The organism is Roseobacter cerasinus, from assembly GCF_009811755.1.
Taxonomy (GTDB): Bacteria; Pseudomonadota; Alphaproteobacteria; order Rhodobacterales; family Rhodobacteraceae; genus Roseobacter; species Roseobacter cerasinus.
In genome coordinates this window covers 168,179-194,005 of record NZ_BLIV01000003.1, presented here as the reverse complement: position 1 = coordinate 194,005, position 25,827 = coordinate 168,179, and the positions used below count along the sequence as shown (strand labels likewise).

Genomic DNA, 25,827 nt, shown 5'->3' with positions numbered 1-25,827 from the left:
TCTTCAGCCCCAATGCGATGGCCCCTGAGATGACCGATATTCACATCCGTACCACTGGCGTTGCCGGGCGCATCACCCTGGCCCGACCACAGGCGCTGAACGCGCTGACCTACGAGATGTGCCTGGCGATCGAAGCCGCCTTGGACCAGTGGCGCGCGGACCCGGGCGTGGCCCATATTGTCATTGATGCGGAAGGTGACCGCGCCTTTTGCGCGGGCGGCGACATCGCCGAGATGTATCAGACCGGCACCGCAGGTGACTTCACCTACGGTCGCCGCTTCTGGGCGGATGAATACCGGCTGAACGCCAAAATCTTCAACTATCCCAAGCCGGTGGTGTCTTTCCTGCAGGGCTTTACCATGGGCGGCGGGGTCGGCATCGGCTGCCACGGATCACATCGGATCGTGGGGCAAAGCAGCAAGATCGCCATGCCCGAATGCGGCATTGGGCTGATTCCGGATGTGGGTGGCTCACTGATGCTGGCGCTGGCGCCCGGACGGCTTGGCGAATACCTCGGGACCACAGGTGCCCGCATGGCGGCGGCAGATGCGATCTATGCCGGGTTTGCCGATCACCACATCGACGAGGCCACCTGGCCCGACCTCATCCGCGCGCTTGAAGGCGGAGCGGCTTGCGACACCCTCGCGGAGGCAGCAACCGAGCCGCCCACAGGCGCTCTGTCCTCCCGGCAAGCGCAAATCGACCAACATTTCGGTGGCGAGCAACTGGGTGATATCACCAACAGCCTAGGCCATGATGAAGGCAGCTTTGCCGAAGACACACTCGCCCTGATGGCGCGCAACAGCCCGCTTTCCATGGCTTGCACGGTGGAGCTGATCCACCGGCTGCGCGGCCCCTCGCTGAGCATCGCCAAGGCGCTGGGGCTGGAGTATCGCTTTACCTATCGCGCGATGGAGCATGGCGATTTTCTGGAAGGCATTCGGGCAGCGATTATCGACAAGGACCGCAGCCCGAAGTGGCAGTATCCTGATCTGTCCGTGCCCGCGGCTTCGGTCAGCAAGATGCTGATGCCCCTTGGGGAAAACGCACTGGTACTGGAGGAGACACCTGTGAACGCACTCAAGATCGGCTTTGTGGGCCTCGGCAATATGGGCGCGCCCATGGCCGCCAACCTCGCCAGGGCGGGCTATGTCGTCGCCGGATATGACACGGTGGTCAAAGAGGTGACAGGTGTCCAGATGGCCAACACTGCGGCCGCGGCGGCAGAGGGCGCCGATGTCGTTTTGACGATGCTGCCCAACGGCGACATTCTGCGCACTGTGGCCGCCGAGGTGCTTCCGGCGATGGCCTCCGGAGCCCTGCTGCTGGATTGTTCCACTGTCGACGTGGACAGCGCCCGCGCAGTGGCAGCAGTGGCAGCGGACAACGGGCAGATATTTGTGGATGCGCCTGTCTCAGGCGGCATCGGCGGTGCGGCAGCGGGCACGCTGACCTTCATGGCAGGCGGCTCGGAGGCGGCATTTGCAAAGGCCCAGCCGCTCTTTGAGATCATGGGTCAGAAAGCGGTGCACTGCGGCGCGGCGGGCGCTGGTCAGGCAGCCAAGATCTGCAACAACATGATCCTCGGGGCCACCATGATCGCCACCTGCGAGGCCTTTGCCCTCGCGGATAAGCTGGGCCTCGACCGCGCGAGGATGTTCGACGTGGTCAGCACCTCCTCAGGCTATTCCTGGTCGATGAACGCCTATTGTCCCGCACCCGGGGTGGGTCCGCAAAGCCCGGCAGACAACGGGTATCAGCCGGGATTTGCGGCGGAGCTGATGCTGAAAGACCTACGGCTGTCACAACAAGCCGCTGAGGCGGTGGGGGCAGACACGCCCATGGGCGCACAAGCAATGGAGCTTTATCGCCAGTTCGTCGAGGATGAAGACGGGTTGGGTCTGGATTTTTCCGCAATGCTGCCCCGCTTCGTGAAACAGGGGCGACCTGAGTGATGCACACCGACGGGACTGCGATCATGTTGGCGCCGCAGCGACAGCCCATGCAAGCCTGCGCCAAGGGTTGATCTGGGGGTGAGGCGGTGCCGGGCGGGGCACGCGCAGCGTGCCCCGCCCGGCACCGCCTCGGCGCTCCTATTCAGCTGCCACGCGCTTGGCCTGCGTGAGCATCGGTTTGAGATATTTGCCGGTGTAGCTTTCCAAAATCTCCGCCACCTGTTCCGGGGTCCCCGTGGCCACAATCTGCCCGCCACCATCCCCGCCTTCGGGGCCGATGTCGATGATGTGGTCGGCCGTTTTCACCACGTCCAGATTGTGCTCGATCACGATCACAGAGTTGCCCTGATCGACCAACTCGTGCAGCACCTCCAGAAGCTTGCGCACGTCCTCGAAGTGCAGCCCCGTCGTCGGCTCGTCGAGGATATAGAGCGTCCGGCCCGTGGAGCGCTTTGACAGCTCCTTCGACAGCTTGACCCGCTGCGCCTCGCCGCCCGAGAGCGTCGTCGCCTGCTGGCCCACTTTGATATAGCCCAACCCCACACGCATCAGCGCGTCCATCTTCTCGCGAATGGACGGCACGGCGGAGAAGAACGCCTGCGCGTCCTCGACGGTCATGTCGAGCACATCCGCGATGCTCTTGCCCTTGAACTTGATCTCCAGCGTCTCGCGGTTGTAGCGCTGGCCCTTGCAGGTCTCGCATTCCACGTAGACGTCCGGCAGGAAGTGCATCTCGATCTTGATCACGCCATCGCCTTGGCAGGCCTCGCAGCGCCCGCCTTTTACGTTGAAGCTGAAGCGCCCGGGCTTGTAGCCGCGCGCCTTCGCTTCGGGCAGCCCGGCGAACCAGTCACGGATGGGCGTGAAGGCGCCGGTATAGGTCGCCGGGTTCGAGCGGGGCGTACGCCCGATGGGCCGCTGGTCGATGTCGATGACCTTGTCGAGGTGTTCCAAGCCGCGAATCGTCTCGCAGGGCGCGGGCGTCTGCCGCGCGCCATTGAGGCGCATTGAGGCGGTCTTGAACAGCGTCTCGATGGTCAGGGTGGACTTGCCACCGCCCGAGACGCCCGTGACACAGACGAATTTGCCCAGCGGATACTCGGCGGTCACGTTTTGCAGGTTGTTGCCTGTCGCGCCAACCACTTGAAGGGACTTGCCCTTGCCGGGGCGCCGGTCGGCGGGCACCGAGATTTCGCGGGCGCCGGTGAGGTACTGCCCGGTGATCGACTTCTTCGACGCGGCGATCTTGCGCGGGGTGCCGTGGGCGACCACCTCGCCGCCATGCACCCCGGCGCCCGGGCCGATGTCGAAGACATAGTCGGCCTCGCGGATTGCCTCCTCGTCATGTTCCACCACGATGACCGTGTTGCCTTGATCACGCAGGTTTTTCAGCGTCAAAAGCAGCCGGTCATTGTCGCGCTGGTGCAGCCCGATGGAGGGCTCATCAAGCACATAGAGCACGCCGGTGAGGCCGGAGCCAATCTGGCTCGCCAACCGGATGCGCTGGCTCTCGCCGCCTGAAAGCGTTCCCGCATTGCGGCTGAGCGTGAGATATTCAAGGCCCACGTTGTTGAGGAACCCAAGGCGCTCGCGGATTTCCTTGAGGATGGCGCGGGCGATCTCGTTCTTCTGCGCGGTCAGATGCTTTGGCACCGTCTCGCACCAGTCAAAGGCCTCGCGGATCGACATTTCGACCACCTGCCCCACGTGCAGCGCGGCGCCCGCCGGGCCAAGCTTCACCGCCAGCGCTTCCTCGCGCAGCCGGTAACCGCCGCAGGCACCACAGGAGCGGTTGTTCTGATAGCGCTCGAACTCCTCGCGGATCCAGTTGCTGTCGGTCTCGCGATAGCGGCGCTCCATATTCGGGATCACGCCCTCGAAGGTGCGCGTGACCTGATAGACACGGCCCCCTTCGTCATAACGGAAGGCGATCTCTTCCTCGCCGGAACCATAGAGGAAGACCTGCTGCACGTTTTCCGGCAGGTCCTTCCACTTGGTCGATTGCTTGAACTTGTAGTGTTTCGCCAGCGCCTCGATGGTCTGCAGGAAGTAAGGCGACTTGCCCTTGCGCCAGGGGGCCAGCGCACCATCGGCGATTTTCAGGTTCTGGTCGGGCACCACGAGACGTTCGTCAAAGAAGAGCTCAACGCCCAGGCCATCACACTCGGGGCAGGCGCCGAAGGGGGCGTTGAAGGAGAAGAGGCGCGGCTCGATCTCGGGAATGGTGAAGCCGCTGACCGGGCAGGCAAATTTTTCCGAGAAGGTGGTGCGCTCGGGGTCGCCCTCGGTGGGCGCGGTCTCAAGGATCGCAATGCCATCGGCGAGGTCGAGCGCGGTGCGCAGGCTGTCGGCGAGGCGGGTCTCCAGCCCTTCGCGCACGACGATGCGGTCAACGACCACGTCGATGTCATGGCGGAACTTCTTGTCGAGCGTGGGCGGCTCGTCCAACTCATAGAAAGACCCGTCGACCTTGACCCGCTGGAACCCCTGCTTGCGCAGTTCGAGGAATTCCTTGCGGTACTCGCCCTTGCGGTCGCGGATGATGGGCGCCAGAAGATAGGCGCGCGTGCCCTCCTCCATGGCCATGATCCGATCGACCATATCCTGCACCTGCTGCGCCTCAATGGGCTTGCCGGTGGCGGGCGAGTATGGCGTGCCGACCCGGGCAAAGAGCAGGCGCATGTAGTCGTAGATCTCGGTCACCGTGCCGACGGTGGAGCGCGGGTTCTTCGAGGTGGTTTTCTGCTCAATCGAGATGGCGGGTGACAGACCGGCGATATGATCCACATCCGGCTTCTGCATCATGTCGAGGAACTGCCGCGCGTAAGCTGACAGCGATTCGACATAGCGGCGTTGGCCCTCGGCATAGATCGTATCGAAGGCGAGCGAAGATTTGCCCGAGCCGGAAAGCCCTGTAATCACAACGAGTTTGTCGCGTGGGATATCCACGTCGATGCCTTTGAGATTGTGCTCGCGCGCGCCGCGCACCTCGATGTGTTTCAGCTCAGCCATCCGCCACCCCTCATCAACGATTTAGACATAGGCGGAATGCGGAACAGTGCCAATGAAAAAGTGAGAACGAAGCGGGAACTTCACGCCTGCTGACGTTTCCTGGCAAGAGCAAGATGCAGGCAGCCCCCAACGACAAAGGCGAGACCGGCCAGCATTGGCAGCCCGGCATAGCCGAAACTGCCTGCAGTGATGGCCATGATCGGGGTGCCCAGCGTATTGCCGATGTTGCCGGTCTGCGCCATGGCCCCGTTTGCCTGCGCCTGCGTCGCAGCCGTGTCGTTCAGCTGCGGCACGGCGGCAAAGCTCGCCCCTTGAATGAGCCCCATGGTCGCAGCCAGCGCCAGACAGGCCATGGGCAATCCGGGTGCCAGCCACAGCCAGACCATGGCCAGTACGCTGCCGCCAAAGCCGAGCACTACCACGCTTACCGCGGACACACGGCGCAGCAGAAACACTCCAAGGCTCATGGAGGAGGCGATGCTGACCAACGGCATGGCCCCCATCACAAAGGCACGCGATCCGGGCGCGATGTAGCCAGGCAGCACCGTCAGAATCGATACAAAGCAAAAGGTGTAGAACAGCCAGCCAACGGCCGGCGCAGCGACATAGGGCGAGCGATAGATCTCTACATGATCCTGCGCAATACGACTGAAAGACAGCCTGGGCGTGGCCCCCTCCGGTTCAACCGCCGTCAGCCGCACGCCAAGGACCACCGCAAAAAGCGCCATGTAGGCGCCATGGGCCGCAAGAAGTGCCGGAATCCCGGCCAGATCCACCAGCGGCAGCCCAGCCCAGGCGAGGATGGTAAAGGCCACACCAAAGAAGGTGCCCCAGAGGGTCAGCGCCAGCCCCCGATCCTCCGGTGCGCAGATCTGCGCGATCAGCGTGGGGGCCGCGACCACAATCGCCAGATGCGACAGCCCCTCCAGCGCGCGGCTGACCAGCATCCAGGGCAGCGGCGGCAGCAAGGCCTGGAACAGCGACAGCGCCGCCCCCACCCACAGCGCCCAGAGCAGCGCCCGGCGATAGCGGATGCGCGCCACCATCAGCCCTGCTGCCACGCCGAAAAAAATGCCGAGCAACCCGACAACCGACACAATCAGCCCCAGTGCGGCTCCCGCCTCCGGGTAAACCTCTGGCAGTTGGTCGAAAATCGCGCTGAACTTGCCGTATTGAGCTGCCGCCCCAAGGCCGGCACCCCAGAGCGTGAGGACAAGCCCCCAGGATGTTGTCTGCATGATCGTTCTCCTTGCCGCCTGCATGACAGAGGATGCAGACCCGTGCAATTGGCCACGCGTGTCACCACAACGTGAGACCGATCCGCCTTGGGTTTTGACCGGCTGCCCTTAGGTAGACGCAGACATCGACGCTATCTCTGGACCTTTTGCCATGATCCTGACCCTTGCCGTTTCGACCGCAGCGCTGGCTTTCGGCGTTTTGATGCCCCTGCGTTGGGGGCTGCCGGGTTTTCTGAACGCAGCTGTCACCCTCTTTTTGGCGCAATTCGTGTTGCACAGCGCCTTGGGCTTTGAAGGCAGCAGCATCGAGGAGAGCTTGCTGCTGTTCAACGGATCCTGGAGCGCATATCTGGGCTTTAACGCCCAGATAACCTATCGCGCCTTTGCCCTGCCGCTCTTGCTGCTGTCCGCACCGTTGGTCTGGCGTCTCAGCAAGGCACGCAAGGTATGGCAAAGGGCTGCGTGCCGCGCAGAGGTCAGATCACATTGACGGGCGCGCAATTGTAGCGCACCACTGTCCGACGGCGAATGGGCTGGAGACGCCTGATTCCAGAGCGGATAGGGATAGGTCTGACTGACGTACAATGAAATACAGACCTGAAATCGATAGCTTGAGGGCAGTCTCCGTTGGGTCCGTTGTCCTCTACCACTCCAGATACGTGGTTGATGGCGCGCGCATTGCGCAGGGCGGCTACCTCGGGGTCGACATTTTCTTTGTCATATCAGGCTTTCTCATCACGCGGCTCATTGCTCTGGAACTCGACAGCGGTCAGTTCTCGATCAAAACGTTCTACGAACGCCGCGCGCGGCGCATTCTACCGGCGCTGACCTGTGTCCTGCTGGCCGCAGCCATGGTTGCGCCTGTCCTTCTGTCTCCTGCAGCCCTGCGCGAGTTTTCCGGCTCCATCCTGTCTTCCATCCTCTTCTACTCGAACTTTTTCTTCTTGTTTGAGGACAGCTACACCGCCGAAATCAGCCAGCTAAAGCCATTGCTGCACACCTGGAGCCTGTCTGTCGAAGAGCAGTTTTATCTTCTCTTCCCGCTGCTTATGATCTGTTTGGCGGGTGTCAGCTTGAACGTCCGCATGTGGCTGCTGTTCAGTCTTGCCTTGGCGTCTCTGATGCTGGCGCAGTATCTGTCAGGGCGGCATTTCGACGCCAATTTCTTTCTCCCGGTGACACGCGCCTGGGAATTGCTGCTGGGGTCGCTTCTGGCTCTTGTGCCGGGCGGTCGGCTCGCTGTTTCAGGCGCGTTTGCGCGGTACATGCCGTCGGTTGGGCTGCTGATGATACTGGGGGCCATTGCAACCTTTACAGACAACACAGCACACCCCTCCCTTCTGACCCTTCTGCCGGTTCTTGGTGCTGTCTTCATCATCGGATTTGCAAACCCAAAGGACCCCGCGATCAAGTTGTTGTCCAGCCGGGCGTTCGTTGCTGTCGGGTTGATATCCTATTCGCTCTATCTTTGGCATTTTCCGATCTTCGCCTATCTCCGGGTCTGGAACGATGGGATCTCCGACCCTGTCCTTGTCTCCTTCGGCATCGTCACCTCCGTCTTGCTGGCCTGGGCCACATGGAGATGGGTTGAACAGCCGTTCAGACGGGCAAAAGTATTTTCGGTGCGGCGATTTGCAGTCATCGTCGGCACACCGCTTGCCGGATTGTGCCTGGTTGGCGCCCTCCTGTTGAACCGCAGTATCGATGAAAGCTACGACGCGATCCCGCCGGAATTCATGGCCAGCTTCAAAACCTATGAGCGACCGGAAGCGCAGGCGCCACGCTGTGTTGATCAGGACAATTTCCTGGAAATTGAGAGCTGGTGCAAGATGGGCGCCGGAACATCGGCGGTGTCTTTTCTTCTGATCGGCGACAGTCATGCAGACGCTCTGGCGGCGACCCTGCACGCCGCAGCCCTAAGGGACGGAAAAGCCGGGCTGCTGATCGCACGATCGGGTTGCCCGCTTCTATCTGACCTGGAACCGCGGCGGGGTGAGCCGCTGTCGGGGCAATGTCTGCAACTGGCCGCACGCGTTCTGGAGTTTGTCAGGGCGAATGAGATCCCAAAGGTGATCTTTTCATCACGCTGGAACTACTATGTTTGCGGCGAACCCAAGGAGGACTGCGGCTACACACAAAACATCCGCCACCCAGGGCAGGAGTGGGCCAACAGCCGGCAAGAGCGGATTGATATCCTCGGGGCCGCGTTGGATACTACTGTCAGCATGTACAACGACGCTGGCGCTCGGATCAGCTTTGTCGCGCAGGTTCCTCATCAGAGATATGACCCGAAGCAGGTCTTCAACGAACACTTTCGTCATGGCGGCGACGTTCTCCGCCTTAGCGCGGTGTCCGCTGAAGCGCATCAAGCCTTTACCGGAGAGGTCAAAGCACGTCTGACCCACACGGCCAACCTTTCCGAACGGGTGAGTCTGCACGATCCGGCAGATGTGCTTTGCGAGCCGCAAGGCATCTGTTCTTTCGGAGATCCATCATCCAGCTACTACTCGGATGATGATCATCTGAGCGTCGGCGCGTCAAAGGTGCTGATGAATTGGGCGGCGGCTCTTCTCAACTAGAGCGTCTGACGAAATACCTGAAACATCGCACATCACGTCACGCGTTGAAATCTATGATTTCAGGCAGCGTTATGTGAGTCAGGTTTTTCGCATGACGCTTTAGGTTGGACAGGCCCAGCCACGTGTCAGTTGAATGGTCCCGGTGAAACCACCATCTCGCGTCAGCAGTGTCTGAGCACACCCTGTAGCTGCGGTCGCCCAGACCACAGCGCCCATAGATACAATGCGGGGGCCTCAGGCGCAGCTACATGTGAATGACGCGCCCGTAGGCGTCGAGCACGCTTTCATGCATCATCTCAGACAGCGTTGGGTGCGGGAAGACGGTGTTCATCAGGTCTTCTTCCGTGGTCTCCAACTGCCGACCCACCACATACCCCTGGATCAGCTCGGTCACTTCCGCGCCGACCATATGCGCACCCAAAAGCTCGCCTGTCTTCGCATCAAAGACCGTCTTGATCATGCCTTCCTGCTCACCCAGCGCGATGGCCTTACCATTGCCGATGAAGGGGAAGCGGCCCACCTTGATCTCATACCCCAGCTCCTTGGCCTTGGCCTCGGAATAGCCAACGGAGGCGACTTGCGGGTGGCAGTAGGTGCAGCCCGCGATGCTCTCAGGCTTCACGGGATGCACGTCATTATGACCCGCGATCAGTTCCGCAACCATGACACCTTCATGGCTGGCCTTGTGCGCGAGCCAGGGGGCGCCTGCGATGTCGCCGATGGCGTAAAGGCCATCAACGCCGGTGCGGCAGAACTCATCCGTCACGACATGGGTGCGGTCGATCTTGACGCCAAGCGCCTCCAGCCCCAGGCCTTCGACATTGCCGACGATGCCCACGGCGGAGATCACCGTGTCGAATTCGTGTTTCTCTGTCTTGCCGCCCGTTTCGATATGGGCCGTAACCTTGCCCTTGCCCCGGTCGAGCTGCTTGACCATGGCCTTCTGCATGATCTTCATGCCCTGCTTCTCGAAGCTTTTCTTCGCAAAGGCGGAAATCTCCGCGTCTTCGACAGGCAGAACCCGGTCCATCACCTCGACCACGGTCGTGTCGGCGCCAAGCGTGTTATAAAAGCTGGCGAATTCGATGCCGATGGCGCCTGATCCAATAACCAACAGCTTCTTGGGCATGTGCTTGGGCTGCAGCGCGTGCTTGTAAGTCCAGACCAGATCGCCATCCGCCTCCAGCCCCGGCAATTCACGCGCCCGCGCACCCGTCGCCAGTACGATGTTTTTCGCAGTCAGCTCCTCGGTGCCCTTTTCGGTCTTCACCGTGACCTTACCCTTGGCGGGGATCGTGGCCTCGCCCATCACGACGGTGACCTTGTTTTTCTTCATCAGATGGCCGATCCCGCCTGAGAGCTGCCCCGCCACCTGGCGTGACCGTTTGACCACGGCGTCGAGGTCATAGCCCACATTGTCGGCCTTCAGACCAAACTCCTTGGCGCGGTGCATGAGGTGGAAGACTTCGGAGGAGCGCAGCATCGCCTTGGTCGGGATACAGCCCCAGTTGAGGCAAATCCCACCCAGATGCTCACGTTCAATGATGGCCACCGACATGCCAAGCTGCGCGCCACGGATCGCGGCCACATAGCCACCCGGGCCTGCGCCAATCACAATCAGATCAAAGGATTTCGCAGCCATGACATGTCCTCGCGTGTAGCTGTCAGAAGATAGTTTACCATTAAACTACTTCCGGCCCCGCGACAACCAGAAGAGGCGCGCGACATATGCGCGCCCCGTGATTTTATCAGATACTGTATTCGGGTTCAGGCCGCCCTGGACAGCTCCAGGCTGCGCAGCACGTCACCGTATCCACCACGCGCTGCAAATGCGGTCTCCGCAGGTGTCGGGGTGCGGGCCAATGCTTCATTGCGGAAGGGGAAGCGACCGAATTCACGGATCACAGCCCGATGCGCCTGCGCGTGCAGCAGGTTGCTCGCGCCATGCTCCGGCATCCTTTCGCACATCAGCCGCACACAGCGCTCCTGATCGCACAGGTTCTCGGAATGCATTAGGGGCAGGTAGAAGAACTGCCGCGCGGGCTCATCGATCTTGAGATCCCAGTTCTTGTCGATGGCCGATTTCGCCGCGGCAAGCGCGACCCTGTCACTGGCAAAGGCTTTTGCGGATCCACGGAACATATTGCGCGAGAGCTGATCCATCAGAATGATGTAGGCCAATGCGCCGGAGGGATATGTCAACCAGAGGGAAAAGCGCCCCTCGCAGGCTCCGTGCCAGGTCTCTTCAAACCGGGTCCGTATGGTGGCGTCCAGCGCGTCGGACTGTTTATACCAGCCGTCCGGGCCAACCTCGTCCAGCCAAAAGCTCAAAATCTCGTCAGGGCTTACCATTACATTCACTCCTCACTCACAAACACTCACGTGGATGTTAAGTTCCATTTTGCCGAAACTCCTAGTCACATTTTACATCAATGCGTCACATTCAACCCCTGCTTGCGCTATCAGGGCGTGCTGGTTGTATTTTCTTCACTCAACTCGGTCTCGATGGCATATTCCTGAGCATATTCCATCGCCAGCGGTGTGTAGGAGGGGGCGACCGCCACATAAGCGCCGGTCTCGTCCACCGGGATGGATTTGCGCACCGTCGACCGATAGGCGGCGTAAAAGACCAGCGCCACGAATAGCACGCCGGTGAACAGGTAGAACCCCGCCGGTCCGACCACATCCATCATGTAACCGGTGATGATAGGCCCCAGGATCGCGCCCAAACCATTGATGAAGATCAGCCCGCCGGAGGCTGCGGCCATATCCTCATGCTGCAGAAAGTCATTGGTGTGCGCGATGAGCAGGGAATAGAGCGGGTTGGACATGCCGCCCACAATGAAGGCTGACGCCAAGAGGAGCGTGAACTGCCCGCCCAGCAGCATGCCAAGCACGGAGCCCCCCGCCCCAACGGCAGATACGATCAGGATCAAGAACCGCCTGTCCATCCGGTCGGAGATCCAACCGATCGGGTATTGCAGCAGGACAGCGCCCACAAAGAACATGGCCACGAAGGTCGAGATTTCCGCAACGCTCAAGCCCGCCTTGGTGCCATAGACCGAGGCCATGCCGAACTGCGCGGCAAAGACACCACCCAGCAGAAACATACCCACGCAGCCCAAGGGGGAGTATCCCACAAGCTCGCGCAGGCTCATCGGTTTGGTGGTTTCAAAGGCAGGTGTCGGGCTGATCGACAACAGAATGGGTGTGATGGCGATGGACACCAAAATTGACGGGATCACAAAGAGCACATAGCCCGATGGATCCGCCGTAAGCAGCAGCGCCTGGCTGACCACAATGCCTGCCGTCTGCACGATCATGTAGAGCGACAGCGCCTGCCCGCGGTTTTCATTTGTGGCCGCGTTGTTCAGCCAGCTTTCAGCCGTCACATAGACGGCAGAAAAGCAAAAGCCGATCAGCACGCGGCCCAATGTCCAAAGCCAAACCTCGGTAATCGTCGGATAGAGGATCATCACCGCTGAGATCAGCGAGGCCAGAGCAGCGAAGACACGCACATGGCCCACCCGGCGGATCATACCCGGCGCCATGCGGGAGCCGCCAAGAAACCCGAGGAAATAGGCGGACATCACAATGGACATCTCCAGGGTCGAGAAGCCTTCGATCTCACCCCGAATGCCCAGCAGCGTGCCCTGCATCCCGTTGCCCACCATCAGCAGCGACATGCCGAGCAACAGCGCCCAAGCGCTAGACAGAACCTGAAGCATAAGACTCTCCCGCCGGGCTGGGATGACGTGGTGTCCCCTCCCTGCCGCAGGTCGCAGCGCCGGTCACGCTCATGCGCGACCTGCGACGTCGTTTTGAGCACATTGGATCACTCCGGAACAAGCAGCGACGCATCACCGTACGAGAAGAAACGATACTCCCGAGCAATGGCGTGATCGTAAATGCGCCGCACGGTCTCCTGACCCATCAGCGCAGAGACGAGCATCATCAGGGTCGATTTCGGCAAGTGGAAATTGGTCATCAACGCGTCGGTGATCTGAAACGCGAAGCCGGGGTAGATGAAAATGTCCGTGTCGCCCTCCCAGGCGGAGATCACGCCGCCGCGCGCCGCTGTCTCGATCAGGCGCAAGGCGGTGGTGCCGACGGGAATCACACGGCCTCCGGCGGCCTTGGTGGCGGCGATTTCAGCGGCAGCCTGCGCGCTCACCTGGCCCCATTCGCTGTGCATCTTGTGCGTGGTCACATCGTCGACCTTCACGGGCAGGAACGTGCCAGCCCCCACATGCAGGGTCACATGGCTAAAACTGACGCCATGATCAGCAATCGCCTGCAACAGCGCCTCATCAAAATGCAGCGAGGCGGTGGGCGCGGCCACAGCTCCGCTGTTGCGCGCAAAGACAGTCTGGTAGTCCGTCAGGTCTTGGGCATCCGCCGGTCGCTTGGCCGCGATATAGGGCGGCAGCGGCATGGCCCCCGCGGCGTTCAGCGCGGCATCGAAATCATCGCCGGTCAGGTTGAATTCCAAGTGCCCCTGCCCGTCTTCGACCCTCTGCAAAGTGGCGCGCAGATCAGCGCTGAAAATCACCTCTTCCCCCGGCTTCAACTTTTTCAGTGGTTTGATCAGCGCCGCCCAGGCGCCATCCGCACGCGGTTCCAGCAGCGTGACCTCTATCTTGGCCTGCGTGGCACCCTGCGCGCTCATCCGGTGCCGAAGCCCGGTCAGCCGCGCCGGGATCACGCGCGTGTCGTTCAACACCAGCCGGTCTCCGGGCCGCAGAAAACGGGTGATGTCAGAGACCACTGCATCGACGATGTCGCCGCCTTCCGCAACCAGGAGGCGCGCCGAGGTGCGTGGCACGGCGGGGCGCGTTGCAATGAGCCGCTCGGGCAGATCGAAGTCAAAATCGCTCAGGTTCATGGCGCGCCTTTTGGGGCAAGTCATTTTGAGGCGCAATGACACATAGGCCGCAAACTGGTCCGCCCGCGCAAAAACCTACCGGTCCGACCCCCGGATGGTTTCGCGCCGCTTTGGTTTGGGTGGGGGCGGCGGTGGGGTTTCGCCCTCGGCCAGGGGCACATCGGGCTTGGGCGCGCGAAAGAGATCGCGGATACCGGCGGGAGCGAGGCCGGTCAGCGGGTTCACAAAGACCTGCGGGTCACGCACCGAGCCGCCGATGGTGTAGTTGAAGGCAAAAAGCCCTTCACCCGGGCGCGTAAAAATGCTGCCGATGCCGTTGAGAACATAGACCGGCGTGATCACGCCCTGCATCTGGAGCTGGCCGGTGTCGGTGGCATAGACCCCATCCATGGAGAGCCCGGTCGAAGGCCCCACCGCGCTGCCCTGCCGCAGGGTGATCCGGCGCGGGGAGAGGCGGAAATCCGCATCCACATCCGAGAAGAACAGGCTGTCGCCCCCTTCCGCATTAAAGAGGCCCACAATGCTCACGGCATTCAACAGCGCAACCATCGCAGGCGCATCCACCACACTTGTGTTGCGCACCTTCAGTTGCCCGTCGAAGGCGCCGCCGGTGCCGACGGGCCGTAAGATAAGCTCGAACACCCCGCCACGCACCGTCTGAACCACATTGGCGGAGGCAAAGACCGCGCCCGCATCCTGCGCGGTCAACCGGATTGCGCTGCGCTGCCCTTGGGGCACCATCCGGCCCACAACCTGCGCGCCCCCGTTGATGCGCCCGGAAAAGCGGCCATCCAGCCCGGTGCCTGCGGCAAACTCGCCACGCAGTCCGGTGATCGCAATGGCATCCGTGACCTGCAGGCGGTCCAGCGCAACGGTGAGCGGCCCGCTCTCCCCACCGCCATTCGACTCCGGCAGATCAGACGCCCGCAGATCAAGCCGCCCGCCGCGCAGAACAATCGCGGGCGGCACCCCCGGTCCGCGCCCGATCAGATCAACCGGCGCATCGAGCCAGCGGCCCACACGCACACGGTCAAACCGCAGCCGCTCCAGCACGCCCTCTTGGGTCAGGGTGATCTCTCCGCTGGCATCAAGGCCCGGCGCGTCCAGCGCAATCCTCTCGATCACGGGTACTTCGGAGAGTTCTGCCACAAGTTCGAAACTGGCGGGCGTGGCTGCGGCTTTGCCCCAACCGAGCGACGGCGCAGACAGGCCAACGCCGCGCAGATCAGAGGTCAGACGCAGCGCCGGGGCTGCGCCTTTGACCAGTGTGATGTCGATTTCGGCGCGCCCCTGCCCGCTCAGCGTGCCGGGCGGCAGATCAATGTTGAACGCCTCCAGTGTCTGCGGTGACACCTCGACCTCTCCCACCACCTGACCGGGCGCGCCGGGGGCATTCAGGGGCTGCGACCATCCGGCATCGAAGGGCACGCCATCAAGGGTGCCCCGTCCCGAGACGCGCACCCCCTCGTCGGAGGCCACAAGATCCAAGCGCTCTGCGCTCAGCACCCGATCCTTGATCAGCGCATCGCTGCGCACATCCGTTACGCGGCCTGTCACGTTGAACTCCACTGCCTCGACCGGCAGATCCTTGATCAGCGGCAGCGCCAGAGTGCCCTGCATCTGCGCCTGCCCCTCTGCCAATGTCACCGGCAGGTCGGCCTTCCGCATGACATTGAGCGGGGGTTGATCCAGCATCGACAGGGCCGCCGTGACCGACGAGGTGGTCTGCAGGCGAACCACGCCTGGTGTGCCCTCCTTCGCCTTCACGTCCGGGACAATGAAGGAAGACCCCGCAAGACCAATAGCCCCCCCCTCCGGCGCGTCGACCCCACCGTCATCGACAACCAGCACAAAGCGGTCGCGCAGCAGCGAGGCGTGCCCCTTCGCCCCTTCGATCCGAGGCATCTCCTTGAGAAAGCGCACATCCGCCTGCTCAAAATCGAACCCCAGGTAGATCTCCGGCTCCTCCCCCGCCTGCCATCGCAAGGAGGCGCCAATATCGCGCAACTGGCCTGCAAAGAGGTTTTCACTCAGCCAACGCCGGGTCTTGGCGCCGATCTGTTCAGGCCACAACTGCAACAGCCGCCCGTGCTCATACCCATCGAGCTGCGCGTCCAGCGCAATGTCCCAGCCGCGTGCATCTGCCGTCAAACGTCCGTTGGCGGTCAACACCTGCCCCGCGTCGATGACCTGCAACCGCCCCAGCTGCAACGCAAAGGGCTCTGGGGTCAGGCGGAAATCCAGCTCAGCTTCGGCAATGCGCACCGGCTCGGCGTAGAAATCGGCCGGGTTGATCGCCAGATCGGTCAGCCGAAGCTGGCCCACAAGATCCTCGATGCGGCCCCGGCCGTCGTCAGCCAGTTGCGCTGTGCCGCTGAGCCGCCCGCTGACCCATTTGCTGTCGACCGACAGGTCGTTGAAGTCCAGAACGCGCGTGGCGGGGACGTAAGTGAAGGAGCTGAAGGCACTGGTGATCGGGATCGCGCGCGATTCCGGCGTCGGCTGGATCACGCCCTCACCGATCCGCAGCGACGCATTCAGCGGATCAAAGCTGCGGTCTTCGTTTACCCCGCCGCGCAGAGATCCGGAGATGGGCGCATCCAGCGCCTGCAGCCATCCGAAGGCGGGGCCTTGCGCGGCCACATCCGCCGCATCCACGTTCGCGAAGGTCACGCCGAAATCAGAGGCCAATGCGCCAATGCGCCCCGCATAATTGGCCGAGACCGTGGCCACCTCTGCGCCCCCACCCAGCACCGCGATATCCACAGCAACTTGCAGATCAGCGCCCGACCGGTCCAGCGTCAGCCGCCCGCCGTCAATTGTCCAGGCCCGGCCTGTGCGCTCATCCTCATAGCGCAGGGTGAGCGCCTGCACCTGCGCCCGAGTGAGCCGGGCCAGCCCGGGCCTCAGCAACAGATCATCCAGTTCCGCCACAAGCTCAGCAAGGTTGGGAGCCGCGCGCGAGGCGCTGCGCGCGCCAAGCCCGCCCGACAGGGTGACCCCCTCCGCATCTCGGTGCAGCGTCAGAAACACACCGCTGGCATCCACCGATTTCAGCTCCACTTGCTGCTTCAGCAAGCCGGTCATCGACAGGCTTGCCCGCAGCTCAGAGAAGCTGACCACTTCGGTGCCCGTCTCGGTGGAGATCCGCACATCGCGCACCCGGACGCGGGGCCGCCAGTCTTCGTCCACGATCAGCAGCAGCTCGCCAAAATCAACCCGCGTCTCAGGCGCGGCCTCGGTCAGCCGCTGCTGGATCTGCGCACGCGCCCAGTCGGGCACAATGATGTCGCGATCCTTGACCCAGAGCACCGCCCCCCCAACGGCGGCAAAAACCAGCGCAAGCGCCAGCACCGGCAGCACGTACCGTTTCTTGAGGCGCCGTCTGGGCGGTTCTGCGGGGGTGGTGCTCACTTCTCCGGGCGACCTTTGAGTTTCAATAAAGACGACAGGTAAACGGACGCATGGGCCTTTTCTGTCGCACGCTCCGTTCTAATATGTCACTGGAAAGCAATCCATTAAACCCACGAGCGTGTCATGCCTGAGATTTCCGACCCAGCCCCCGACTTCACCCTGCCCAGCACCGATGGCGGCGACGTCACCCTGTCCGACCTGAAAGGCGCGCCCGTGGTGCTGTTCTTTTACCCGCGCGACAACACGCCCGGCTGCACAAAAGAGAGCGTGGGCTTCTCCGAAAGCAAGCCCGCCTTCGAGGCCGCAGGCGCCAAGGTTTTTGGCATCTCGAAAGACAGCATGGCGAGCCACGACAAATTCGTTGCCAAGAAAGAGCTGACCGTGCCGCTTCTGTCGGACGAGCATGACTCGACCTGCGAGGATTATGGCGTGTGGAAGGAAAAGAGCATGTACGGCAAGACATTCATGGGGATTGAGCGCTCGACCTTTCTGATCGCGGGTGATGGCACGATCGCGCGCGTCTGGCCTAAGGTGAAAGTCCCCGGCCATGTGGATGAGGTGCTGGAGGCGGTCCAGTCTCTATGATGCCGCTGGCACAGATGGCTGAGGCGGTGTTGCGCACTGCGGATGGCCGCGAAAAGACGGCACTGTCGCGCCGCTATGCCGCTGGCTGGCAGGCCGCGCGTGATCGTGGAGAGACACCTGAGATCGGACGCGCCGACCCGCCGCTGCACCCTGCACGGCCCGCCAAACCCGAACTTCTGAGCCCGCGCGACGTGCCGCGCCGCCGCCCCGGCACACCTGAGGGGCGCATCGCGCTGCTGCATGCGGTGGCGCATATCGAGCTGAACGCGGTGGACCTGCACTGGGACATCATCGCCCGCTTTGCTCATGTGAAAATGCCCATGGGGTTCTATGACGACTGGGTGAAGGCGGCGGATGAAGAATCCAAACATTTCAATCTGATGTGTGACTGCCTTGAAGCACTGGACAGCCACTATGGTGCCTTGCCCGCGCATGCCGGCATGTGGCGGGCCGCCGAGGATACGGTTGACGATTTCATGGGCCGCCTGGCGGTTGTGCCCATGGTCCTTGAAGCGCGCGGGCTGGATGTGACGCCCGGAATGATTGAAGTCTTCCGCAAGGCCAAGGCCGCTGATGCGGTGGCCGCCCTTGAGACCATATATGCCGAAGAGGTTGGGCATGTGGCCTATGGCTCGAAGTGGTTCCACTTTCTCTGCGGCCGGCATGAAGAGGACCCGAAGGAACGCTTCCACGCGCTGGTGCGCACTTACTTCCACGGTGCGTTGAAACCGCCCTTCAACGAAGAGAAACGCGCCGAAGCCGGGATCCCTCCGGACTTCTATTGGCCGCTTGCAGAGGGTGTTTGAGCGCAAAAACCCCTAGATATCAGCAGATTTTTGCCGATTTGCAACAAATCAACTTCAAGTTGTCGATCCCGCGTTAATCATGCTTGCCCCATCTCTGCCCGCTCTTTAAGCAAATTGAAATGTGGTGTGAGCCCGCGACAGAATGGGTGCGCATCCGGGGAAGACGAGCAGAGGGACGACTTTGTGCGGACACGTTTGGCAATAAAGGTTCATGGGCTCCTGGAGCGCTATTTCCCCGAACGCCGCGTCTTTCTGAAATCCGACACTGACACCAGATTTATTCGCCTCAAGTCCGAAACCCAATTGGTTGCTGTGACCGGCGCTGCTGCTCTTGTCGGCTGGTCCATCATCGCCACGGCCGTTTTGCTGATGGACAGCATCGGGGCCGGGAATTTCCGCGATCAGGCCAAACGCGACCAGGCAACCTATCAGGCGCGGCTCGATGATCTGGCCGCCCAACGCGATCAACGCGCGGGTGAGGCCCTGGCCGCGCAGGAACGTTTTAACGCCGCGCTGGATCAGATCTCGGTGATGCAGTCCGATCTGCTGACGTCTGAGACCCGGCGGCACGAGCTGGAAACCGGCCTGGAGGTTGTGCAGTCCACTCTGCGGCGCACGATGGAGGAGCGCGAGGCCGCACGGGTTGCGCTTGCGGCGCTGCAAAGTGAAGCCGATGCAGACCAACGCCCCACCGCGCTGGCATCGGCAGAAACGGGCGCACCGGTTGATTTCCTTGCGGATGCTCTGGCCCGGACCGCGCAGGAACGCGACCAGATGGTCGCTGACGCGCAAGACGCGCTTGATCAGGCGGATGATCTGGCGCTGGAAATCGCATTGATGCGTGAAAACAACGACCAGATTTTCCGCCAGCTGGAAGAGGCGATGACGATCTCGGTCAAACCACTGGACAAGATGTTCCGGGCCGCAAACATGCCACCCGAACGCATTCTTGACCAGGTCCGCCGCGGCTATTCCGGCAAAGGCGGCCCGCTGACGCCGCTGTCTTTCTCCAGCCGAGGCGAGGAGCTGTCGCCCGACTTCCTGCGCGCCAACCGCCTTCTGGAACAGATGGATGAGTTGAACCTCTACCGGATCGCGGCCGAGCGGGCGCCCTTTGCGCTGCCGGTTAAACAGGCGTTCCGGTTCACCAGCGAGTATGGCTTTCGCCGCGACCCGAAAACCGGCGGTCGGCGCATGCACAAAGGCGTTGATTTCGCGGCCCCCGTGGGCACGGATCTGCACGCGACCGCAGATGGCGTCGTCATCCATGCAGGCTGGCAGTCAGGCTATGGACGGCTGATCAAGATCCAGCACGACTTTGGAATAGAGACACGCTACGCGCATCTGTCAAAAATTCGCGTCAAAGTTGGGCAAAGGGTCTCGCGCGGGGATCATATCGGTGATATGGGTGCAAGTGGACGGGTGACCGGCGTGCATCTGCACTATGAGGTGCGAGTCGGCGGGAAAGCTGTAAACCCAATGATCTATATCAAGGCTGCAAGAGATGTTTTCTAAGAGCAAAATCAACGAACCGGGCCAGAAGCAGGCGGACACCGAGACAGCAAAACCTGCGGCGTCCTCGGCGCCGGCCTCCCCTGCCCCGGCAGACTACAAGCCGGCCCCACCCAAGGCCAAACCGCCAGCCTCCGTGCTGTCGTCTGACCTGCATGTGACGGGCAATATGAAGACCACCGGCGACATCCAGGTCGAGGGCACGGTCGAGGGTGACATTCGCGCGCATCTGCTGACCATCGGTGAGACCGCGACCATCAAGGGCGAGGTCATCGCAGATGATGTGGTGGTGAACGGCCGCATCGTGGGCCGTGTGCGTGGCTTGAAGGTCCGCCTGACCTCGACCGCGCGGGTCGAGGGTGACATCATCCACAAGACCATTGCCATCGAGAGCGGCGCGCATTTCGAAGGCTCTGTGCAACGGCAGGACGACCCGCTCAGCCCCGGTGCGAAATCCGCGCCTGCGGCCAAGGCCAACCCGGCTTCTTAAGCTGCTGAAAACCCGTTGTCGTATGGAGGCGTCGCAAAAGCGGCGCCTTTTCATTGAAAGATGCCGCGATATGGTTGATTGGGTCGGCGATCTGCGCTCGGCGAGCTGTCGCCTCCTTTACTCCAGCCCTTGCCAATAGGCCCAGATCTCTTCGCTCAGATGCGGGCCGATCGCATAGTACCAATGGGTATGCCCGCGGATCATCCGAAGCTCTATTTCATGCCCGGCGTCGACCAGAGCCTGCGCACTCACCTGTGCGGCGCGGCCCGGAAACAGGTGGTCATTTGTACCAACATAGTGGCGCATCGGTGGGGCAGCCTCAGCTTGTGCGATGTTGGCCGGGTCCAGCGTGCCTGCGTGGGTCGCCACAGCCCGCCAGGGCGCGCCCACCCGGTTGCCATAGAGCGTTGCGAGCACGCCGCCTGCAGAATGGCCAAAAAGATAAACACGGCTGGGATCGAGAGGCGCGCGCACGCTCGCATCGCGCAACGTCGTCATCAGAAAGTTCGGATGATCCTCGACCGGCGACCAACCTGCGCCAAAGGAGTCCGGGGCAACAAGCACCGCGCCATGCTGATCCGCCACGTTCCGCCACATGTCGATCATCGATGCGCCGTCGCGCTGTGCTCCGTGCAGCAGCAGGATCACCGGGCGCGGGCCCGACGCGGCTGTGTCAGGCACATGCAAATAGTAGCTCCGCGCGGAACCGTCGTAGGTGATGCTGTGTCGCAGGGCCGACAGATCGGGGGCCACATAGCTCACATTGGCGCCTGGCTTCGTGACCCCGGCGGGGTAAGGCAGCGTCTCGATGCTCAAACGTTGCGGCGCAGCGCTGTCCGCAAACGCGGGCGCTGCAACCAAACTAACGGCCACCACCAGCGCAGCCAGACCCTCAGACAGTCGTGCCATGTTGCACCCCCTTACCGAAACACCGCAGGCCTTCAGCGATAGCCGCTGCATCAGCGGCGAGCAATGCTTTAATAACCATGTTTCGCTATAGCTCAGGGAGAGCCACAATCACATGGTAACATTGTGTGCGATTTAGGAAGGAGCAGACCGTGATGATACGCCCGATGATCCAGCTTGCGATCATGCTCTCGCCTCTGGTCGCCGCCGCGCAGGAGACATCCGGCCCGCCGAGGTTCGATGGCCACCGCAACACCGCAAGCTCCAGTGCGGTGGTGGGACAGGTCCAGTCGCCCGCGCCGGGTGTCACGCCACAGGCCAATGCCCTGTTCCAATCTCTGATTGGGGCTGCCATCGATGAGGCCGCGCGCACAGAAGGGCGCCTCTTTGTGGAGGAACGGCACGAGCCAGCGCCCCCCACAACAGACTGACATCATCCTAGGTGCCACACACCGTTCAAAGCTGGCCCGAAGGCGGTTGGGCCAGCCAAGGCCAGCCCAACGATTTAGACTTACTCAGTCACAGTCACCTTCTGCATCACGTCAGGCGCGCCAATGACGGCCCCATTTGGCCCGGTGCCCAGCTTGATGGCGTCGAGCACCTCCAAACCCTCGGTGACACGGCCCACAACGGTGTATTGCCCGTTCAGGAAATAGCCTTCCTTGAACATGATAAAGAACTGACTGTTGGCGGAATCAGGGTCCTGCGCCCGCGCCATGCCGACGACACCCCGGTCAAAGGGCACGTCTGAGAACTCTGCCGCCAGGTCCGGCTGATCAGAGCCACCCATGCCCGCACGACGCATGTCGTCGCCGGATTTACCGAATTCCACATCGCCGGTCTGAGCCATAAAACCCTCGATCACCCGGTGGAAGACGACGCCGTCATAAGCCCCGCTCTCCGCCAGCGCGGTGATCCGTTCCACATGGCCGGGCGCCACGTCTTCAAGCAGGTCAATGCTGATCGTCCCACTGGCTTCACCCGCGACCGTGATTTCGATGCCGGTCGCTGCGGCGGGCGTGGCGAGCATTAGGGCGGCTAGGGCAGATTTATACATCCGCCGCCACCTTGACAGAGATCATCCGGTCGGGCTCGGCTGGCGGCTCGCCCCGTGTGATCGCATCCACATGCTCCATCCCTTCGATGACCTGGCCGTAAACGGTGTATTGACCGTTCAGGAAGTCATTGTCCTTGAAGTTGATGAAGAACTGGCTGTTTGCGCTGTCCGGGTTTTGCGACCGCGCGGCACCAAGGCTGCCACGCGCATGTGGGATCTTGGAGAATTCCGCAGGCACATTCGGCAGATCAGACCCGCCCGTGCCAGCCATCGACAGGTTGAACCCGTCTTCCATATCACCGTGCTGTACGTCACCGGTTTGCGCCATGAACCCTTCGATCACCCGGTGGAAAGCGACATTGTCATACTCTCCGGCCCGGGCGAGTTCCTTCATCCGCTCCACATGTTTGGGGGCCACGTCCGGCAACAACTGGATGGTCACGGTGCCGCCCTTCAGCTCCATCAGAATGGTGTTTTCGGGGTCTTTGATCTCGGCCATGCCGCACTCCTTACCTCATAGTTTGGCCACTTCCTAATTGGTGGCGCCCTGAATGCCAAGCCGGTCATTGACGCAGGCAATGATACGCGCAACACAAAGGCGCGACGGAAATGAGAGGACCGCAGGATGGGCTGGAAGACACTGGACGACATGGACCTTCAGGGCAAACGGGTGCTGGTACGGGTCGATATCAACGTACCCGTCGAAGACGGCCGCGTAACCGACACCACACGCATCGACCGGATTGTGCCGACGATCAAAGACATTCTGGAGAACGGCGGCCTTCCGATCCTGCTGGCGCATTTCGGACGACCCAAGGGCAAAGTGGTGCCCGAGATGTCGCTGCGTGTCACTTTGCCTTCCCTGGAATCCGCACTTGGCCGGGATGTCACCTTTGTCGAGCGCCCGGATCCGGAGGCCCTCGGGTCCTTGCCCGAGGGCGCGGTGGTGCTGGTGGAGAACACACGTTTCAGCCCGATGGAGGAGGCGAACGATCCGGCCATGGCGCAATTTCTCGCCTCGCTTGGCGATATCTTTTGCAACGATGCCTTCTCAGCCGCGCACCGGGCGCATGCCTCGACCACGGGTGTGGCGCATCTGCTGCCCTCCTGCGCGGGCCGTCTGATGCAGGCGGAGCTGTCGGCGCTGGAAAGCGCGCTGTCGACGCCCAAGCGCCCGGTTGGCGCGGTTGTGGGCGGCGCCAAGGTCTCTACCAAGATTGCCCTGCTGGAGAACCTCGTGGGTAAGCTTGATCTGCTGGTGATCGGCGGCGGCATGGCCAACACCTTTCTGGCGGCCCAGGGCGCCCAGCTGGGCGCATCGCTACAGGAACCCGATTTCATCGACACGGCCAGGGCCATCATGGCGCAAGCTGAGAAAACGGGCTGTCGTATCCTGCTGCCCGTGGATGGGCTGGTTGCATGCGAGTTCAAAGCGGGCGCTGCGCATGAGGTGATCGCTCTTGGGCCAGACACCAAGCTCGACGCGGATCAGATGGTGCTGGATGCCGGGCCTGACAGCGTCAAATCCGTGATCGCCGGGTTTGCCGGGTTGAAAACACTGATCTGGAACGGCCCGCTCGGCGCCTTCGAGATCCCGCCTTTCGATCAGTCTACCAAAGCCGCCGCAATTGAGGCGGCGCAACGCACGGGCACGGGCGATCTGGTGTCCGTTGCCGGGGGCGGCGACACGGTCGCGGCGCTCAATCAGGCCAGTGCGGCTGAGGCGTTCACCTATATCTCCACTGCGGGCGGCGCGTTTCTGGAGTGGATGGAGGGCAAGGAGTTGCCCGGGGTCGCAGCGCTCTCGGCCTAAACGGCACCAAAACGCTTGTGATGCATGGCTTTGGGACAAAGGGGATTCCCTTGTCGGCTCCGCTGTGTCATAAGTAATGCACGCCCGCGAAGAGGCGACCAGAAGGCCGAGCAGATGACCCGATCCCCCCGACCCGCCCTGGGTGCCTTTGTGTTTTTTACGCTTGCTCTTGGCCTTGGCACCTATTTCACCTTCGCCGCCGTGCAAGGTGACTTTGGTCTGTTCCGCCGCGCCGAGATTAGTGCCGAGGCGACAGCGCTGAAGTCCCAGCTTGGAGACGTGCGCAAAGAGGTTGCCCGGATGGAAAACCTGACCCGGCGGCTATCTGACGATTTCCTGGACCTCGATCTGTTGGACGAACAGGCGCGCTCGGTTCTGGGCATGATCCGGGCGGATGAGATCGTCATCCGCTAGGTTGATTTGGCTATAGAAACAAAGCGTTTGACCGTATGGTTGACCGCGCGTCAGATTGCCCCTCGCAATCCGTTGTCGAATCCGATAAAAGATAGTTTAACGCTAAACTATCTGCCCCACACCGGGCGCGACGAGGGAGAACCGCTCAGATGGCACCGCGAAAATCCACCAAAAAACCCAATGTCTCTGCGGATGAGCTCAAGGCGTATTACCGCGACATGCTGCTCATTCGGCGGTTCGAGGAAAAGGCGGGGCAGCTTTACGGCATGGGTCTGATTGGCGGGTTCTGCCACCTCTATATCGGGCAGGAGGCGGTTGTGGTCGGTCTGGAGGCGGCCGCTGAAGAGGGCGACAAGCGCATCACATCCTATCGCGATCACGGTCACATGCTGGCCTGCGGGATGGACCCCAACGGCGTGATGGCCGAGCTCACGGGCCGGGAAGGCGGTTATTCCAAGGGCAAGGGCGGCTCCATGCATATGTTCTCGAAAGAGAAGCATTTTTACGGCGGCCACGGCATTGTCGCCGCCCAGGTCCCGCTGGGCGCGGGGCTGGCCTTCTCGGACAAATACAAGGGCAATGACCGTGTGACCTTCACCTATTTCGGGGATGGCGCGGCCAACCAGGGCCAGGTCTACGAATCCTACAACATGGCGGAGCTGTGGATGCTGCCCGTCGTTTTTGTCATTGAAAACAATCAATACGCCATGGGCACCTCGACGAAACGCTCGACCATGTCGCCCAGCTATTGGGAGCGCGGTGCGGCTTATGGCATCCCCGGCGAGGAGGTGGACGGTATGGATGTGCTGGCCGTGAAGGAGGCCGGGCAGAAGGCCGTCGCGCACTGCCGCGCGGGCAAAGGGCCCTACATCCTGGAGATCAAGACGTATCGCTACCGGGGCCACTCCATGTCGGACCCGGCGAAGTATCGCACCCGCGAAGAGGTGCAGAAGATGCGCGACGAACGCGACCCGATTGAACAGGTCCGTTCCCTGCTGCTCACCGGCAAGCACGCCAGCGAAGACGATCTCAAGGCGATCGACAAGGAAATCAAGGATATCGTGAACGAGAGCGCCGAATTCGCCAAAACCTCCCCGGAGCCCGCGCTCGACGAGCTCTGGACCGACATCTACGCAACCGAATTCCCGCAGGAGGCTTGAT

General features: G+C 61.9%; 21 protein-coding genes. 11 read left to right on the top strand and 10 right to left on the bottom strand.

Annotated elements, in window-relative coordinates; translation table 11 throughout:
• The first annotated feature begins 29 nt into the window (after positions 1 to 29).
• Positions 30 to 1,955, top strand: a complete 1,926-nt coding sequence (gene mmsB / locus So717_RS08460) for a 3-hydroxyisobutyrate dehydrogenase (RefSeq protein WP_159976014.1) — start codon at positions 30 to 32, stop codon at positions 1,953 to 1,955.
• Positions 1,956 to 2,093: 138 nt separating this feature from the next.
• Here mmsB and uvrA read toward each other — a convergent pair whose 3' ends face one another.
• Entirely contained in the window at positions 2,094 to 4,967 is a 2,874-nt protein-coding gene (gene uvrA, locus So717_RS08455) for an excinuclease ABC subunit UvrA (RefSeq protein ID WP_159976012.1), read from the bottom strand.
• Positions 4,968 to 5,047: 80 nt separating this feature from the next.
• On the bottom strand, positions 5,048 to 6,205 hold the full coding sequence (locus So717_RS08450; RefSeq protein WP_159976010.1) for an MFS transporter: 1,158 nt from the start codon (positions 6,203 to 6,205) through the stop codon (positions 5,048 to 5,050).
• Positions 6,206 to 6,356: 151 nt separating this feature from the next.
• Between So717_RS08450 and So717_RS08445 the strand changes: the two genes are divergently transcribed.
• Both So717_RS08445 and So717_RS08440 read left to right on the top strand, forming a co-directional pair.
• Entirely contained in the window at positions 6,357 to 6,695 is a 339-nt protein-coding gene (locus So717_RS08445; RefSeq protein WP_159976008.1) for a hypothetical protein, read from the top strand.
• Positions 6,696 to 6,789: 94 nt separating this feature from the next.
• Complete coding sequence (locus So717_RS08440) at positions 6,790 to 8,784, top strand: acyltransferase family protein (RefSeq protein WP_159976006.1); 1,995 nt, start codon at positions 6,790 to 6,792, stop codon at positions 8,782 to 8,784.
• Between the two features lie 244 nt (positions 8,785 to 9,028).
• Here the strand turns inward: So717_RS08440 and lpdA are convergent, their stop codons facing one another.
• The 5 genes from lpdA to So717_RS08415 form a co-directional block, all read right to left on the bottom strand.
• On the bottom strand, positions 9,029 to 10,426 hold the full coding sequence (gene lpdA / locus So717_RS08435; protein WP_159976004.1) for a dihydrolipoyl dehydrogenase: 1,398 nt from the start codon (positions 10,424 to 10,426) through the stop codon (positions 9,029 to 9,031).
• Positions 10,427 to 10,551: 125 nt separating this feature from the next.
• Positions 10,552 to 11,136: a DUF924 family protein gene (locus So717_RS08430; RefSeq protein WP_159976002.1), complete on the bottom strand. Its 585-nt coding sequence runs from the start codon at positions 11,134 to 11,136 to the stop codon at positions 10,552 to 10,554.
• 110 nt (positions 11,137 to 11,246) lie between these two features.
• Positions 11,247 to 12,512 (bottom strand): MFS transporter, encoded by a 1,266-nt coding sequence (locus So717_RS08425; protein WP_159976000.1) that lies wholly within the window; start codon positions 12,510 to 12,512, stop codon positions 11,247 to 11,249.
• A 107-nt stretch (positions 12,513 to 12,619) separates the two neighbouring features.
• Entirely contained in the window at positions 12,620 to 13,669 is a 1,050-nt protein-coding gene (gene queA, locus So717_RS08420; RefSeq protein ID WP_159975998.1) for a tRNA preQ1(34) S-adenosylmethionine ribosyltransferase-isomerase QueA, read from the bottom strand.
• Between the two features lie 75 nt (positions 13,670 to 13,744).
• The gene (locus So717_RS08415; RefSeq protein ID WP_238840751.1) at positions 13,745 to 17,083 is read right to left on the bottom strand and encodes a YhdP family protein; all 3,339 of its coding nucleotides are present in this window, start codon (positions 17,081 to 17,083) and stop codon (positions 13,745 to 13,747) included.
• Positions 17,084 to 17,206: 123 nt separating this feature from the next.
• Between So717_RS08415 and So717_RS08410 the strand changes: the two genes are divergently transcribed.
• The 4 genes from So717_RS08410 to So717_RS08395 all read left to right on the top strand — a co-directional run bounded on the left by So717_RS08410 (position 17,207) and on the right by So717_RS08395 (position 20,476).
• Positions 17,207 to 17,668 (top strand): peroxiredoxin, encoded by a 462-nt coding sequence (locus tag So717_RS08410; RefSeq protein WP_159975996.1) that lies wholly within the window; start codon positions 17,207 to 17,209, stop codon positions 17,666 to 17,668.
• Positions 17,665 to 18,474, top strand: a complete 810-nt coding sequence (locus tag So717_RS08405) for a ferritin-like domain-containing protein (RefSeq protein ID WP_159975994.1) — start codon at positions 17,665 to 17,667, stop codon at positions 18,472 to 18,474. The genes So717_RS08410 and So717_RS08405 overlap by 4 nt, the downstream gene beginning before the upstream one ends.
• Positions 18,475 to 18,657: 183 nt before the next feature.
• Positions 18,658 to 19,989: a M23 family metallopeptidase gene (locus tag So717_RS08400; protein ID WP_159975992.1), complete on the top strand. Its 1,332-nt coding sequence runs from the start codon at positions 18,658 to 18,660 to the stop codon at positions 19,987 to 19,989.
• Positions 19,979 to 20,476 carry a bactofilin family protein gene (locus So717_RS08395; RefSeq protein ID WP_159975990.1) on the top strand — a complete coding sequence of 166 codons (498 nt, stop codon included), beginning with the start codon at positions 19,979 to 19,981 and terminating at the stop codon, positions 20,474 to 20,476. The genes So717_RS08400 and So717_RS08395 overlap by 11 nt, the downstream gene beginning before the upstream one ends.
• Positions 20,477 to 20,593: 117 nt before the next feature.
• On the opposite strand, the gene So717_RS08390 is transcribed toward So717_RS08395, so the two are convergent.
• Complete coding sequence (locus So717_RS08390) at positions 20,594 to 21,385, bottom strand: CE1 family esterase (RefSeq protein WP_159975988.1); 792 nt, start codon at positions 21,383 to 21,385, stop codon at positions 20,594 to 20,596.
• 149 nt (positions 21,386 to 21,534) lie between these two features.
• On the opposite strand from So717_RS08390, the gene So717_RS08385 reads away from it, so the two are divergent.
• Positions 21,535 to 21,813 (top strand): hypothetical protein, encoded by a 279-nt coding sequence (locus So717_RS08385; protein WP_159975986.1) that lies wholly within the window; start codon positions 21,535 to 21,537, stop codon positions 21,811 to 21,813.
• 80 nt (positions 21,814 to 21,893) lie between these two features.
• Here the strand turns inward: So717_RS08385 and So717_RS08380 are convergent, their stop codons facing one another.
• Positions 21,894 to 22,439, bottom strand: a complete 546-nt coding sequence (locus tag So717_RS08380; protein WP_159975984.1) for a peptidylprolyl isomerase — start codon at positions 22,437 to 22,439, stop codon at positions 21,894 to 21,896.
• Entirely contained in the window at positions 22,432 to 22,938 is a 507-nt protein-coding gene (locus tag So717_RS08375) for a peptidylprolyl isomerase (RefSeq protein ID WP_159975982.1), read from the bottom strand. Before So717_RS08375 ends, So717_RS08380 begins: the two co-directional genes overlap by 8 nt.
• Before the next feature lie 126 nt (positions 22,939 to 23,064).
• Between So717_RS08375 and So717_RS08370 the strand changes: the two genes are divergently transcribed.
• From So717_RS08370 to pdhA, 3 genes are all read left to right on the top strand, one after another.
• Positions 23,065 to 24,252, top strand: a complete 1,188-nt coding sequence (locus tag So717_RS08370) for a phosphoglycerate kinase (protein ID WP_159975980.1) — start codon at positions 23,065 to 23,067, stop codon at positions 24,250 to 24,252.
• 114 nt (positions 24,253 to 24,366) lie between these two features.
• Positions 24,367 to 24,666, top strand: coding sequence for an FtsB family cell division protein (locus So717_RS08365; RefSeq protein ID WP_159975978.1), 300 nt, complete (start codon positions 24,367 to 24,369; stop codon positions 24,664 to 24,666).
• A gap of 149 nt (positions 24,667 to 24,815) precedes the next feature.
• A complete protein-coding gene (gene pdhA, locus So717_RS08360) occupies positions 24,816 to 25,826 on the top strand; it encodes a pyruvate dehydrogenase (acetyl-transferring) E1 component subunit alpha (protein WP_159975976.1) in 1,011 nt (336 codons plus the stop codon).
• Position 25,827: the final 1 nt, after the last annotated feature.